Source organism: Rhizobium chutanense, from assembly GCF_002531935.1.
Taxonomy (GTDB): Bacteria; Pseudomonadota; Alphaproteobacteria; order Rhizobiales; family Rhizobiaceae; genus Rhizobium; species Rhizobium chutanense.
Genome location: NZ_NWSV01000007.1, coordinates 20,823 through 33,384, shown reverse-complemented (window position 1 = coordinate 33,384; position 12,562 = coordinate 20,823). Strand labels below are relative to the sequence as shown.

Sequence of the window (12,562 nt, the reverse complement as noted above, 5' to 3'; positions counted from 1 at the left end):
AAATAGGACTTCATGATGAACCCAATTGAACTGAAGAAGGCCGTCGGCAGTGGTCTCCTCTCGTTTCCGGTCACGCATTTCGACGATCAGCTGAAATTCGACGAGGCGAAATACCGCCGCCATGTCGAGTGGCTTGCCGGTTACGACGCGGCGGCTCTGTTTGCCGCCGGCGGCACCGGCGAGTTCTTCTCCCTCAATCCGAGCGAGATCCCTGAGGTCGTCAAAGCTGCCAAGGCCTCGGCCGGCAAGACGCCGATCATTTCCGGAACCGGCTACGGCACGTCGCTGGCGATCGAGATCGCCCAGGCGGCCGAAAAGGCCGGCGCCGACGGTCTATTGCTGTTGCCGCCCTACCTGATGTTTGCCGAGCAGGCCGGCCTGATCGCCCATGTCAAGGCGGTCTGCCAATCGGTCGGCATCGGCGTCATCGTCTATAACCGCGACAATGCCATCCTGACCGCCGACAGCATCGCCCGCCTGACGGAGGAATGCCCGAACCTGATCGGCTTCAAGGACGGCGTCGGCGACGTCGACAAGGTGATCGAGATCACCACACGGCTTGGCGACCGCCTCGTCTATGTCGGCGGCATGCCGACCCACGAGGTCTATGCCCAGGCCTATTTCGCCGCCGGCGTGACGACCTATTCCTCGGCCGTCTTCAACTTCGTCCCGGCGCTCGCCCAGCGCTTTTACGGCGCCCTGCGCACCGGCGACCAGGCGACTGTCGACGAGATCCTGAAAAGCTTCTTCTTCCCCTTTGTCGCCCTGCGCAATCGCAAGAAGGGCTACGCCGTCTCGATCATCAAGGCTGGTCTCCAGGTCCTCGGCCAGAAGCCCGGCCCCGTTCGCCCGCCGCTGACGGATCTCACCCCGGAAGAGCTCGCACTCCTGGAAAAGATCGTGCGGGCCAACGGCGTCGAACGGATTGCGGCGGAATAACAGGGCGGAGAGCTGGGGTGGCGGTTTCCTGATCCGTCTTCCGACCCTCGTTCGCAGGGAGAGATGCTCTGTCATGCGAGAGTGGGCGAGGAACGGGAGACGTTTCTCGCCCACTCTTGCATGACGCGCCCCTTGCCCGGCGGCTTTGGTATTCGCAAATCGACGGAGCTGACACTAAACGCCATCCCGCTTACAACGCCACGCCGGTACCGCGGTCGAAAACATGCACCTGGTCGCTCCCGATGCTCGCCTCGAATACGGCGCCGTAACGGGCGGGATATTCGCCGTCGACGATCGCCGTCACCTGCTGGCCGGCAAGGTGGAAGACGACATGGGTCTGGGCGCCGGTGGGTTCCACCAGCATGGTTCGGCCGGCAAGCGGCGTGCCGCCCGATACGCCGGGAACGAGATGTTCGGGGCGCAGGCCGATGGTGACGGCCTGGCCGGCCTTGACCTTGCGGTCGGGCGCGATGCGGATCGCCGTGCCGTCTTCGAGGCGGGCGGCCGGCTCGCCGTTTTCGCCGTCCACCGTGCCCGCGAGCATGTTCATCGCCGGCGATCCGATGAAGGCGGCGACGAAGAGATTGGCCGGCTTCCGGTAGAGTTCGAGCGGTGTTCCCTGTTGCTCCACCCTGCCGTGATTGAGCACGACGATACGGTCGGCGAGCGTCATCGCCTCGATCTGGTCGTGGGTGACATAGATCGAGGTCGTCCGGACCTTTTGGTGCAGCGTCTTGATTTCTGAGCGCATCTGCACGCGAAGTTTCGCATCGAGGTTGGAGAGCGGCTCGTCGAAGAGGAAGACGGCGGGATTGCGCACGACGGCGCGGCCCATGGCGACGCGCTGGCGCTGGCCGCCGGAAAGCTGGGCCGGTTTGCGGTCGAGCAGTTGGCCGAGATCGAGCATACGGGCGGCCTCGGCCACGCGAGCCTCGATCTCAGGTTTGGCAACGCCGGCGAGCTTCAGATTGAAGCCCATGTTTTCAGCCACCGTCATGTGCGGATAAAGCGCATAGGACTGGAAGACCATGGCGATGTTGCGCTCGCGCGGCGTCATGGCGTTGACGACGGTGCCGCCGATGGCGATCTCACCGTCGGTGATCTCCTCGAGGCCGGCGATCATCCGCAGCAGCGTCGATTTTCCGCAGCCGGACGGCCCGACGAGGGCGACGAATTCGCCGTCCTCGATATGCAGCGAGATACCGTGGATGACGTCGACGGCGCCATAGGCCTTGCGGATGTCGTGCAGTTGAACGGATGCCATGATTGCAGCTCCAATGGTTCGGCTCAGGACTTGACGGCGCCGGCGGTCAATCCGGCGATGATGTGTCTCTGGGCGACGAAGAAGACGATGATGGTGGGAAGGATTGTCAGCGTGATGAAGGCCAGCACCAATTGCCACTCCGTGCCGTATTCGCCGCGATAGACCATGATGCCGAGCGGCCAGGGATATTTGGATTCCGAGTTCAGCATGATCAGCGGCAGAATGTAGCTGTTCCAACTGCCGACGAAGGAGATGATGCTGACGGTGGCGACGATCGGCCGGGAAAGCGGCAGCGAGATATGCCAGAAGAATCTCATATAACCGCAGCCGTCGACGAAGGCCGCCTGAAACAATTCTTCCGGAAGGTTGCGGAAATAGTTCCGGAACAAAAGGATGCTCATGCCCAGACCGAAGGCGACCTGCGGCAGCACGACACCCCAATAGGTATTCAAGAGGCCGAGATCGCGGATACGGATGAAGAGCGGCAGGATCGCAGTCGCCGCCGGAAACATCAGCCCGAGCAGGAAATAGTTGAGCAGGAAGGACGAGCCGAAGAAGCGGACATGGGCAAAGGCGAAGGCCGCCATCGACGAGACGATCAGCGTCAAGAGCACGGTGAGTGCGGCGATCACAAGCGAATTGCCGATCTGCAGCCAGTAGCGTTCACCGAAGAGAATGTCGGTATAGTTCGTCCATTGCCACTCCGTCGGCAGGCCGAAGGGATTAGTGCGGAGATCCCCCAGGGTCTTGAAGCCGCCGAGCGCCGTCGTCAGCAGCGGCACGAGCACGATCGCGGCAATCAGGCTCAGCGACACATAGAGATAGATGCGTGTCGATGTCCGCATGCGGATGGAAGAGCTCATATCAGTCATGGCGCATGAAGATCCTTTTGTAGCCGAAGGCGAGCGTCACGCAGATGATGAAGAGCACCACGCCGACGGCACTGCCGAGACCGACCTGCATACGCATGACGCCGTAGGTGTAGAGGAAGGTGACCATCGTCTGCGTCGAGTTGGACGGCCCGCCGCCGGTCAGCGGCATGATCATGTCGAAGAGCTGCAGCGAGCCGACGACGGCAAAGAAGATCGAAAGGCGCAGGGTGGAGCCGAGCAGCGGCAGCGTGACGTAACGGAATTTCTGCCAGCCGGTGGCGCCGTCGATTTCGGCCGCCTCCAGCACGCTCTTGTCGACCGATTGCAGCCCGGCGATGAACAGCATCATGTGGAAGCCGAAATATTTCCAGACGATCACCCCGAGGATTGCATAGATCGCTAGGTCCTTGTCGGCGAGCACGTAAGGATTGGCGAAGCCGAAAAAGTTGGAAACGGCGGCAAACAGGCCATAATCGCCGTCATAGACGAAACGCCATATGAGGCCGGCGGCCACATCCGCCAGCACGTAGGGCAGGAAGAAGATCAGGCGGTAGCCGACGACACCGGGAATGCGGTGGGCCAGCATGGTGGCAAGCCAGATGGCGAGCGGCACCTGGATGCAGATCGAGATGACGATGATCAGGCCGTTATTAACAAGCGCCTGGGTGAAAGCTGCGTTGCGGAACAGAACCTGGAAGTTGCGGAGCGCGATGAACTCGGTCGGCGTGCCGTAACCGTTCCATTTATAGAGGCTGTACCAGGCCGCCTCGCCCATCGGCATAATGACGAAGAGCGTAAAGAGCAGCAGCGCCGGCGGCAGGAACAGCAGCAGCACCGCCAGCCGGTCGTGGGCGACCGAGCTTTTTCTGTTTGCGGCTCGTCTTGCCGGCCTTGCGGCACTCGGCGTCGAGAGGACTGAGATATTGGCCATGATTCCTGCTTTCGCATCTCGTCGGCATCGGTGCCGGCGCTCCCCATTGGCAGGAGCGCCGGAAGGTTCTGCAGGCGCTGGTTATTGCTCCAGTTCGAAAGCGTCCTGGATCATCTGCGCGCCGTCCTTGGAATTCATCTGTCCGGAGACGATTTCCACCGACACGTCGTTGACGACACGGCCGACGGCCGCACCGAGATCCTGGTCGAAGAAGTTCTGATGCCAGGTCGAACCCGCAAGCTGTTTGGCCGATTCGGCGAGCAACGGATTGACGACACCGTCATCCGCGCCAACGGCAACGGGCAGGAGCATGCCGGCCTTGGCCATCGCCCGCTCGTTGTCCGCATTCGTCAGGAAAGCGAGGAAATCGATCGCTTCCTTGGAGGCCTTCTTGGTGACGGCCCAACCGTTCAGCCCGCCCAGTGTATCGGTGGGCTTGCCGGCGCCGCCCTCCACCGTCGGGAAAACGAAACGGCCGATATTGTCGGGCGCCAAGCCCTTGCCGTCGCCGGCATTCTTGCGCTGGTTGGCCTCGGTCGCTTCAAAGCCGAGGATCATCGCCGCCTTGCCGTCACCGAAGACGCCGAGCGTCTGCGGCCAGGTGGCGCCGAGATAGCCGGGCTGGAAAGGTTCGAGCTTGCCGAGTTCGGCGAGGTCGTCGCCCGCCTTGATGATCGCCGGGTCGAGGAAACCTTCGCCTTCGCCGTTCTTGGCCGCGTCGAAGACCTTCTGGCCGCCTTCACGCATGACGAGATAGCTCCAGTAGAAATGGATCGGCCATTTTTCGCCACCGCCGCCGGCGATCGGGACGATGCCGGCCGCCTTGATCTTCTTCACCGCTTCGAGAAAATCAGTCCAGCTCTTGATATCCTCGGCCTTGACGCCGGCCTTGGCAAACAGCGCCTTGTTGTAGAAGAAGCTGACCAGACCGACCTTATAGGGGATCGCCCAGGTCTTGCCGTCGAAGGTCAGGCCGTCGATCGAAGCCGGGGTGTAGGCCTTGCGCAATTTTCCGCCGTCCGCATCGAGGGCTGCCGTCACATCCTGCAGCGCGCCGGTCTCGGACTGCTGCTTCAGGACGCCGCCGCCCCAGCTGAAAAAGAAATCCGGCACATCATCGGACTGCAGCAAGGTCGGAAGCTTGGCCTTGAAGGCCTCGTTTTCGAGGAACTGCATCTGGATGTCGACATCGGGATGCTGGGCCTCGTATTTCTTGACGATATCCTCCCAGGCCGCGACGTTTTTCGGATCGGTTTCGAGATGCAGCCACTTGACCACCGTTGTCGCCGAGGCCGCTCCTGCGCCGGCCAGCAGCATGCCGGCTGCCGCGGCCATGGATGCGATGCGCCTGCCGCCGAATGCGGCGTTCTTCAGCATAAAATTCATGATTTCCTCCCAGGGGACCTATCCTCACAATTTTTCCCCAATGCGGATTAATTCAACGGAGCTTGCGCCGGATGTCAACCCAATGCCTGTATTTTTATCAAATCGGCTTGACAGGCCGATGGAATTGCCTGCTATTTATTTCGTAACCCGTTAAAAATATTGGCTTCGGCCCAACGAAACGACTGCCGGCACATTTACATGAAGACTGCAGATCCAGAATTGATGCGCGCGATCAATCGCTTGAACGTGCTCGATACCATCAGGCGCCATGGTCCGATCTCGCGCATCGAGATCAGCGAACGGACCGAGCTTTCCACCACGACCGTTTCGGCTATTACCGCCTCGCTGCTCGACGACGGGTTGATCCTGCCGCGCCATGAAGGGGATATCCGCAATGAGGCAGTGCGGGGGCGGCCGCGCGTGGCGCTGGAGCTCAATCCGGATGCCGCCCGCGTCGTCGGCGGCAAGATCGCCGCCAATAGAATGGTGTTCGTGGTCACCAATTTCCGCGGCGACGTATTGTCGAAGCTCGCTTTGCCGATCCGCATCGACCGGCAGCCGATCGGCGTCATCGCCGATCTGGTCGAGGACGGGGTCAGGCGCTGCGTCGTCGATGCCGGGCTGTCGCTCGCCGATGTCGACAGCGTCTGCCTCGGCTTTCCCGGCGTCGTCGAGCACCGCACCGGCTATATCAGAAGCAGCCCGATCTTTCGCGACACCAATGTCGATTTCGCCGCCGAAATGTCGACGCGGCTGTCGACGCCGACCATCGTCGAGAGCGACGCCCATGCCATCACGCTCGGCCATCACTGGTTCGGAAGAGCCAGGGACCTCGAGGACATGGTGTTGATTTCACTGGAACAGACGCTGGGGCTCGGCGTGCTGCACGGCAATCGCCTGTTCCGCGGCGCCGGCGGCCTCAGCCACAATCTCGGCGATCTCGTGCTCGGCATGGGACCGAACGGGATCGTGCGGCTTTTCAGTCAGGCCGGCGAAAGCGCGATCCTCGGCGAACAGCAGGCCGACGGGCGTTTTGCCGAAGCGATCCGGCTCGGGCGCGGCATGACCCACGCCCAGGCGCTGATCAAGGCCGATGACGACCGGCTGATCGGCGCCGCCATCCGCGCCGGCGAAGCGGTCGGCTTGACCATCGCCAATATCGTCACGCTGTTTGCCCCGCCCCGCGTCATCCTGGTCGGATCGAGCCTGGCGCTCGGCGAACCCTTTTTGAACAGCCTGCGCGATGCCTATGCACTCGCCATTCCGCCGTCGCTGAAAGGCGTCAGCGAACTCGTCTTCGACGATTCGAGCGATGATTTCTGGGCGCAGGGTGCGGCAGCCGTGGCGCTCTACGAACTCTACGAATCGCCCTGGAGCACGACCGGGCCGGCGCTCTGACTGGGCGACACAATCAAAACAGATATGGAGGACCTCATGGAAAAAGTCGGTATCGGCATCATCGGATGCGGCAATATTTCGGGCGCCTATCTCACGGCGATGGCATCCTTCCCCATTCTCGACATTCGCGGCGTCGCCGATCTCAACCGGGAACTGGCAGAGGCAAAAGCTGCCGAATTCAACGTGCCCGTCAAATCCATCGAGGAGCTTTTCGCCGATCCCAAGGTCGAGATCATCGTCAATCTGACCATCCCGAAGGCCCATGTGGCTGTGGCGATGCAGGCGCTGGAGGCCGGCAAACATACCTATTCGGAAAAGCCGCTCGGGATTAATTTCGCGGAAGGGAAAAAATTGGCCGAAGCGGCCAAGGCGCGGAATCTGCGCATCGGCGCCGCCCCCGACACCTTCCTCGGCGGCGGTCACCAGACGGCCCGCGCCTTGATCGACCAGGGTGTCATCGGCCAGCCGGTCGGCGGCTCGGCAAGCTTCATGTGCCCGGGCCATGAGCGCTGGCACCCAAATCCGGCCTTTTTTTACGAAGTCGGCGGCGGGCCGATGCTCGACATGGGCCCCTATTACATTACCGATCTCGTTAATCTTCTCGGGCCGGTTGCGCAGGTTGCAGGCTTTGCGACGACGCCGCGGGCCGAACGGCTCATTACCAGCGAGCCGCGCAACGGTGAGCGCATCCCCGTGCACGTGCCGACCCATGTCGCCGGCATGATGGCTTTTGCCAACGGCGCCGTCGTTCAGATCATCATGAGCTTCGATGTCGCCGGCCACAAGCATGTGCCGCTGGAGGTCTACGGAACCGAGGGCACGCTCATCGTCCCCGACCCCAACAAATTCGCCGGCCCCGTCGAATATCTGAAGAAGGGCGGCGAATTCGAGGACCAGCCGGTCACCGCACCCTATGCCGACGGCAACTACCGCTCGCTCGGCGTCGCCGACATGGCGCATGCAATCCGCTCGAACCGGCCGCATCGCGCCAACGGCGATCTGGCGCTGCATGTGCTTGAAGTCATGGAAGCCTTCCATACAGCATCCGAGACCGGACGGACGGTGACGATATCAACGGCGGTCGAACGCCCTGCCCCCTTGTCCCAATCCATCGTCGACGGACGGCTGGCGAAATAATTTCAGGAGGAAAGAGAATGCGTGAAGCACTGATCGTCTGGGGCGGCTGGAGCGGGCACGAGCCGCAGGAATGCGCCGAAATCATCAAGGCCATGCTCGAGGAAGACGGCTTCAAGGTCTATCTCGAACACGGCACCGAGGCGCTCGCCGACCCCTCCGTCCACGACCTCAGCCTCGTCGTGCCGATCATGACGATGTCGAAGATCGAAAAGGAGGAGGTCAAGAACCTCGCCGCCGCAATTGAAAGCGGCGTAGGCATCGCCGGTTATCATGGCGGTGCGGGCGATGCCTTCCGCGATTCCGTCGACTACCAGTTCATCATCGGCGGCCAGTGGGTGGCCCATCCCGGCAACATTATCGACTATACCGTCAACATCACCCGGCCCGACGATCCGCTGGTAAAAGGGATCGCCGATTTCCCCTACACCTCGGAACAATATTACATGCATGTCGACCCCTCGAACGAGGTGCTGGCGACGACGAAATTCACCGGCGAACACGCCTACTGGATCGACGGGGTCGTCATGCCCGTCGTCTGGAAGCGCAAATATGGCAAGGGCCGCGTCTTCTATTCCTCCCTCGGTCACCAGGCCAAGGAGTTCGACGTGCCGGAGATGAAGACCATCTTCCGCCGCGGCGCGAATTGGGCGGCGCGGTAGGGCGAGGCTATTTGCTTCGTGCGGAAGCTGCCCCTCACCCTAACCCTTACCGGGGTCGAGCCACTGGTCTCGACCCGTCCTGCAGACCCCCGCAAACGGGGCGTGGGGACGTGCCCTATGAGCGGTTAGTAGAGAACGGAGAGGGCGCGGCATATCCCCTTCGCCCCGCCTGCGGGGGTCCGAAGGACGGGTCGAGACCCGTGGCTCGACCCCGGTCGGTGCCGGCAGGCGGATGAACGGGCCGCGATCTCATGGGGAGGAAGCGGACCCTCGTCTCAGCCAATGATCAACGCTGTCCCGTAAAGCCCCAGTGCAAACACGGTATGCGCCAGCAGATTGAAACACCGGACCTTGTTCGGTGTCGGATGTTTGGACGCAGCCCAGCCGAGCCCAAGGCCCGGCTGCAGCAGGAACCACCCTGCCCCGACGGTGACGATGCCGAAGATCCAGGCGGGAAGGAATGTCGGGGCTGCCAGCCAGGCCGATCCCATGACGAGCGCGAAGATCACACCATAGAGAATGCCGACGGCGTAATGGCTGATCCAGCCGAGCGCGAGCTCATTTGCATAGGGCTCGGCATCGGCGATGCTGTCGTGAAAGACGTTGCCGCGGCCGAGGTGCCAGAACCAGCGGCCGACCGGGGCCCAATTGGGCGCCGCTTGGCCGAAGACCTTCGTGAGCACGATCGCCCAGAGGTCCATGAGGATGGTTGCGCCGGCGCCGATCGCCAGGCCGCGCCACAGAATATCGAACATCGGGAATCACCGGAGAGCGTTGCGATTGCGGGAGGCCAGAAAACCATCGCAGCCTCGCCGGCGCAATGGCGTCGCTGAATTGTTTGCGCGCCTCGTCCCATCACCGCACGCGCGCACCGGCGGCGGCGGCGGACGCATCATCCGCAAAAAGGCATCGGTGCGGGCGCAAATTGATGCTTTTCGCGTGTTGCGATATTCCCTACTCACTGTCTCCAACGGCAATGAGAGGCGCGGCGATGGCAATGCCATTCTACTGGAATGAACTGAACAGCGACGATTTTGCCGGGCTTTCCGCCGACACCACCATCGCCGTCCTTCCGATCGCCTCGACCGAACAGCACGGTCCGCACCTGCCGATCGCCACCGATGTCGCGATCGCCAACGGCATGCTGAACGAGCTGCGCCAACAGAAGCCTGCCGATCTCGATTTCCTGGTGCTGCCGACGCAGGAGATCGGCAAGGCCAACGAACATGTCTACGGGCCGGGAACCTTGTCGCTGGGCGCGGAATTGCTCATTCCGATCTGGACCGCGATCGGCGCCAAGGTTGCCGAGGCCGGCATCCGCAAGATGGTGATTGTCAATTCGCATGGCGGCAATGTCGATATCATGAGCATCGTGGCGCGTGAGCTGCGCGTGCGCTTCCAGATGGCCGTCGTCTCGACGCAGTGGGGCCGCTTCGGCCATCCCGAAGGCATGATCAGCGAACATGAGATGAAATACGGCATCCATGGCGGCGAAGTGGAGACCTCGCTGATGCTCTATTTCCGTCCCGATCTGGTGCGGATGGACAGGGCGGAGAATTTCACGTCCAAGGCCGAACGGATGCGCGAACAGTCAAAATACATCCAGCCGCTGCCGCCCCATTCGCTCGCCTGGATCGCCCACGACCTCAATCCGAACGGCGTCGTCGGCAACGCCTCGCTCGGAACGGTCGAAAAGGGGGAAGCGATCTGCCGCCACCAAGTCAAGGGTTTCGTCGAGCTGCTCCACGACCTGAAACGCTATCCGCTTTCCGAGCTTTATTCGAAATAGCCCCATCCGCAGATGGGTTCAGATTGCGACGGACCTTTCCATCGCGATATGACCCTTGGCCTGCAGCTCCTGCACCAGGCCGGCAAGCTCGGCCAGGAGATACTCGACGAACAGGCTGGTGGCGGAATCAAGCGGAGTGCGCGCGCGGGCGAAGAGTTTCATCGTCTGGTGGCGCGCATGCGGCTCGGCGATCGGCCGGAAGACCAGTTCGCCCTGTCGGCATTCGGTGATGACGTCGAGCGGGTTCAGCATCGTCACGCCGGCCCCTGATTTCACCAGCTTCTTCAACATCTCCGAGGCATTGGTTTCCAAGACGGGCTCGATGTGCACGTCGAGGCGGGCCATGGCCAGATTGATCACGTCGCGCAGGCTGGTGCCCTGCTGCGCCAACACCAGGCGCTCCTGGACGATATCGGCAAGGTTGATCGGACCCGAAGCGATCAGCGGATGGCCGGGCGGCAGCACCACGCCGATCGGGATGTCGAAATTGCCGAGCGTGCGGATGCCGGGCGTCGCCGGAATGTTGAAGCCCAGGCCGATATCCACCTCGCCCGACAGCACCGGGTTGACCGTCATCGTCCCCGCATCGTTGCGCAGCTGCATGAAGACGCGCGGATGCTCCGACTGGAACCGGGCGATGATCTCAGGCAGCGGGCCGGCGGCCAGGCCCACCGTCGTCACCAGGCGGATCTTGCCGGCTTGTTGCGTCCGGAGGCTGCGAATGCGGCCCTCCAACCGCTCGTAATTCTTCAAGACCTCGCGAATATGCTCGATGCAGAGTTCGCCGGCGGCCGTCAGACGCAGGCCGCGCGGCAGGCGCTCGAACAGTGGCGCGCCGATTTCCTCCTCCAGCGCCAGGATTTGCCGGTTGATCGCCGAAGACGCCACATTCAGCCGCGCTGCCGCCTTGCGGATCGAGCCGGCGCGGGCGATCTCGTTGATGTAGAGAAGCTTTCTGGAATGTAGCATCGCCACCTCTTTGCATAAAAATACAGCACACGCACAAATTAGGCACAGGCCTCGCTTGAGATGCCGAAAAGGCATCGTTGCGCACGAAATTTGATGCTTTTCAAAGAGCAAAGCAATCGCTCCTATGAAGAAAATCCGACGTCGCCACGGGCGTTGTGAACTCAGAAGGGGAACGTTGATCATGCGCATTGCACAGAAGAATACGGTCTTTTCCGCACTCATCGGCCTGGGCGGTGCGTTTGGCGCCGCCGTCACGGCGCAGGCGGCAGACAAGGTCAGCTACGGTACGAACTGGCTGGCGCAGGCCGAGCATGGCGGCTTCTACCAGGCGGTCGCCGACGGCACCTATGCCAAACACGGCCTCGACGTCACCATCGTACAGGGCGGCCCGAATGCCGCCAACAGCGCCCTGCTCATCTCCGGCAAGATCGATTTCTACATGGGCGGTCCGCAGGGCGAGATCTCGGCGGTCGAACAGGGCATTCCGCTGGTCGACGTCGCGGCAATCTTCCAGAAGGACCCGCAGGTGCTGATCGCCCATCCCGATGCCGGCATCGACAAATTCGAAGATCTCGCCAAGCTCAAGACCCTGTTTCTCGGCAAGGACGGCTATCTCACCTATTTCGAATGGATGAAGGCAAACTTCAAGGGTTTCAAGGACGAGCAGTACAAGCCCTACAATTTCAGCCCGGCGCCATTCCTCGCCGACAAGGATTCCGCACAGCAAGGCTACCTCACCTCCGAACCCTACGAGATCCAGAAGCAGGCCGGCTTCGAGCCGAAAGTCTTCCTGCTCGCCGATAACGGCTATTCCCCCTATTCGACGATGATCACCACCACCCAGACGATGATCGACAGCAAGCCCGACATCGTCCAGCGTTTCGTCGATGCCTCGATCGAGGGTTGGTACAACTATCTCTACGGCGACAACAGCAAGGCGAACGCGCTGATCAAGAAGGACAATCCCGAAATGACGGATGGCCAGATCGCCTACTCCATCGCCAAGATGAAGGAATACGGGATCATCGAATCCGGCGACAGCCTCGACAAGGGCATCGGCTGCATCACCGACGCCCATTACAAGGCGTTCTTCACCGAAATGGTCGGTATCAAGGTATTCAAGCCGGAGACGGATTACACCAAGGCGTTCACGACCAAATTCGTCTGCAAGAACACCGGCGTGGCGCTGAAGAAATAAGCTGGTCGAACGCCGGCAAG

13 protein-coding genes are annotated in these 12,562 nt (G+C 61.7%); 7 read left to right on the top strand and 6 right to left on the bottom strand.

The window, feature by feature from the left end; genetic code table 11:
- The first annotated feature begins 12 nt into the window (after positions 1 to 12).
- Entirely contained in the window at positions 13 to 939 is a 927-nt protein-coding gene (gene kdgD / locus CO666_RS13390) for a 5-dehydro-4-deoxyglucarate dehydratase (protein ID WP_097612610.1), read from the top strand.
- 190 nt (positions 940 to 1,129) lie between these two features.
- Here the strand turns inward: kdgD and CO666_RS13385 are convergent, their stop codons facing one another.
- The 4 genes from CO666_RS13385 to CO666_RS13370 all read right to left on the bottom strand — a co-directional run bounded on the left by CO666_RS13385 (position 1,130) and on the right by CO666_RS13370 (position 5,392).
- On the bottom strand, positions 1,130 to 2,203 hold the full coding sequence (locus CO666_RS13385) for an ABC transporter ATP-binding protein (protein WP_097612609.1): 1,074 nt from the start codon (positions 2,201 to 2,203) through the stop codon (positions 1,130 to 1,132).
- A gap of 23 nt (positions 2,204 to 2,226) precedes the next feature.
- Positions 2,227 to 3,075: a carbohydrate ABC transporter permease gene (locus tag CO666_RS13380; RefSeq protein ID WP_097612608.1), complete on the bottom strand. Its 849-nt coding sequence runs from the start codon at positions 3,073 to 3,075 to the stop codon at positions 2,227 to 2,229.
- Positions 3,068 to 4,006, bottom strand: coding sequence for a carbohydrate ABC transporter permease (locus CO666_RS13375; protein ID WP_097612607.1), 939 nt, complete (start codon positions 4,004 to 4,006; stop codon positions 3,068 to 3,070). The genes CO666_RS13380 and CO666_RS13375 overlap by 8 nt, the downstream gene beginning before the upstream one ends.
- Positions 4,007 to 4,087: 81 nt before the next feature.
- Complete coding sequence (locus tag CO666_RS13370) at positions 4,088 to 5,392, bottom strand: extracellular solute-binding protein (RefSeq protein ID WP_097612606.1); 1,305 nt, start codon at positions 5,390 to 5,392, stop codon at positions 4,088 to 4,090.
- 198 nt (positions 5,393 to 5,590) lie between these two features.
- On the opposite strand from CO666_RS13370, the gene CO666_RS13365 reads away from it, so the two are divergent.
- From CO666_RS13365 to CO666_RS13355, 3 genes are read left to right on the top strand one after another with little or no spacing between them, the layout of a single operon-like run.
- The gene (locus CO666_RS13365) at positions 5,591 to 6,790 is read left to right on the top strand and encodes an ROK family transcriptional regulator (protein ID WP_097612605.1); all 1,200 of its coding nucleotides are present in this window, start codon (positions 5,591 to 5,593) and stop codon (positions 6,788 to 6,790) included.
- A gap of 36 nt (positions 6,791 to 6,826) precedes the next feature.
- Positions 6,827 to 7,927, top strand: a complete 1,101-nt coding sequence (locus tag CO666_RS13360; RefSeq protein WP_097612604.1) for a Gfo/Idh/MocA family protein — start codon at positions 6,827 to 6,829, stop codon at positions 7,925 to 7,927.
- A gap of 17 nt (positions 7,928 to 7,944) precedes the next feature.
- Positions 7,945 to 8,586, top strand: coding sequence for a ThuA domain-containing protein (locus tag CO666_RS13355; protein WP_097612603.1), 642 nt, complete (start codon positions 7,945 to 7,947; stop codon positions 8,584 to 8,586).
- Between the two features lie 275 nt (positions 8,587 to 8,861).
- Here the strand turns inward: CO666_RS13355 and CO666_RS13350 are convergent, their stop codons facing one another.
- The gene (locus CO666_RS13350) at positions 8,862 to 9,341 is read right to left on the bottom strand and encodes a DUF2938 domain-containing protein (protein ID WP_097612602.1); all 480 of its coding nucleotides are present in this window, start codon (positions 9,339 to 9,341) and stop codon (positions 8,862 to 8,864) included.
- A gap of 25 nt (positions 9,342 to 9,366) precedes the next feature.
- Between CO666_RS13350 and CO666_RS33640 the strand changes: the two genes are divergently transcribed.
- The gene (locus CO666_RS33640) at positions 9,367 to 9,603 is read left to right on the top strand and encodes a hypothetical protein (RefSeq protein WP_143540299.1); all 237 of its coding nucleotides are present in this window, start codon (positions 9,367 to 9,369) and stop codon (positions 9,601 to 9,603) included.
- Positions 9,578 to 10,375 (top strand): creatininase family protein, encoded by a 798-nt coding sequence (locus tag CO666_RS13345; RefSeq protein WP_097612601.1) that lies wholly within the window; start codon positions 9,578 to 9,580, stop codon positions 10,373 to 10,375. The genes CO666_RS33640 and CO666_RS13345 overlap by 26 nt, the downstream gene beginning before the upstream one ends.
- Before the next feature lie 18 nt (positions 10,376 to 10,393).
- Here the strand turns inward: CO666_RS13345 and CO666_RS13340 are convergent, their stop codons facing one another.
- Positions 10,394 to 11,344 carry a LysR substrate-binding domain-containing protein gene (locus tag CO666_RS13340; RefSeq protein ID WP_097612600.1) on the bottom strand — a complete coding sequence of 317 codons (951 nt, stop codon included), beginning with the start codon at positions 11,342 to 11,344 and terminating at the stop codon, positions 10,394 to 10,396.
- Positions 11,345 to 11,525: 181 nt separating this feature from the next.
- Between CO666_RS13340 and CO666_RS13335 the strand changes: the two genes are divergently transcribed.
- Positions 11,526 to 12,542 carry an ABC transporter substrate-binding protein gene (locus CO666_RS13335; protein WP_097612801.1) on the top strand — a complete coding sequence of 339 codons (1,017 nt, stop codon included), beginning with the start codon at positions 11,526 to 11,528 and terminating at the stop codon, positions 12,540 to 12,542.
- The last annotated feature ends 20 nt before the right edge of the window (positions 12,543 to 12,562 follow it).

Excerpts from the sequence above, each read along its gene's own strand:
- CO666_RS13380 (WP_097612608.1), bottom strand. The coding sequence starts at position 3,075 with ATGACTGATATGAGCTCTTCCATCCGCATGCGGACATCGACACGCATC.
- CO666_RS13340 (WP_097612600.1), bottom strand. The coding sequence starts at position 11,344 with ATGCTACATTCCAGAAAGCTTCTCTACATCAACGAGATCGCCCGCGCC.
- CO666_RS13335 (WP_097612801.1), top strand. The coding sequence starts at position 11,526 with ATGCGCATTGCACAGAAGAATACGGTCTTTTCCGCACTCATCGGCCTG.
- CO666_RS13365 (WP_097612605.1), top strand. The coding sequence starts at position 5,591 with ATGAAGACTGCAGATCCAGAATTGATGCGCGCGATCAATCGCTTGAAC.
- kdgD (WP_097612610.1), top strand. The coding sequence starts at position 13 with ATGATGAACCCAATTGAACTGAAGAAGGCCGTCGGCAGTGGTCTCCTC.
- CO666_RS13355 (WP_097612603.1), top strand. The coding sequence starts at position 7,945 with ATGCGTGAAGCACTGATCGTCTGGGGCGGCTGGAGCGGGCACGAGCCG.
- CO666_RS13375 (WP_097612607.1), bottom strand. The coding sequence starts at position 4,006 with ATGGCCAATATCTCAGTCCTCTCGACGCCGAGTGCCGCAAGGCCGGCA.
- CO666_RS13350 (WP_097612602.1), bottom strand. The coding sequence starts at position 9,341 with ATGTTCGATATTCTGTGGCGCGGCCTGGCGATCGGCGCCGGCGCAACC.
- CO666_RS13345 (WP_097612601.1), top strand. The coding sequence starts at position 9,578 with ATGGCAATGCCATTCTACTGGAATGAACTGAACAGCGACGATTTTGCC.
- CO666_RS13385 (WP_097612609.1), bottom strand. The coding sequence starts at position 2,203 with ATGGCATCCGTTCAACTGCACGACATCCGCAAGGCCTATGGCGCCGTC.
- CO666_RS13370 (WP_097612606.1), bottom strand. The coding sequence starts at position 5,392 with ATGAATTTTATGCTGAAGAACGCCGCATTCGGCGGCAGGCGCATCGCA.
- CO666_RS13360 (WP_097612604.1), top strand. The coding sequence starts at position 6,827 with ATGGAAAAAGTCGGTATCGGCATCATCGGATGCGGCAATATTTCGGGC.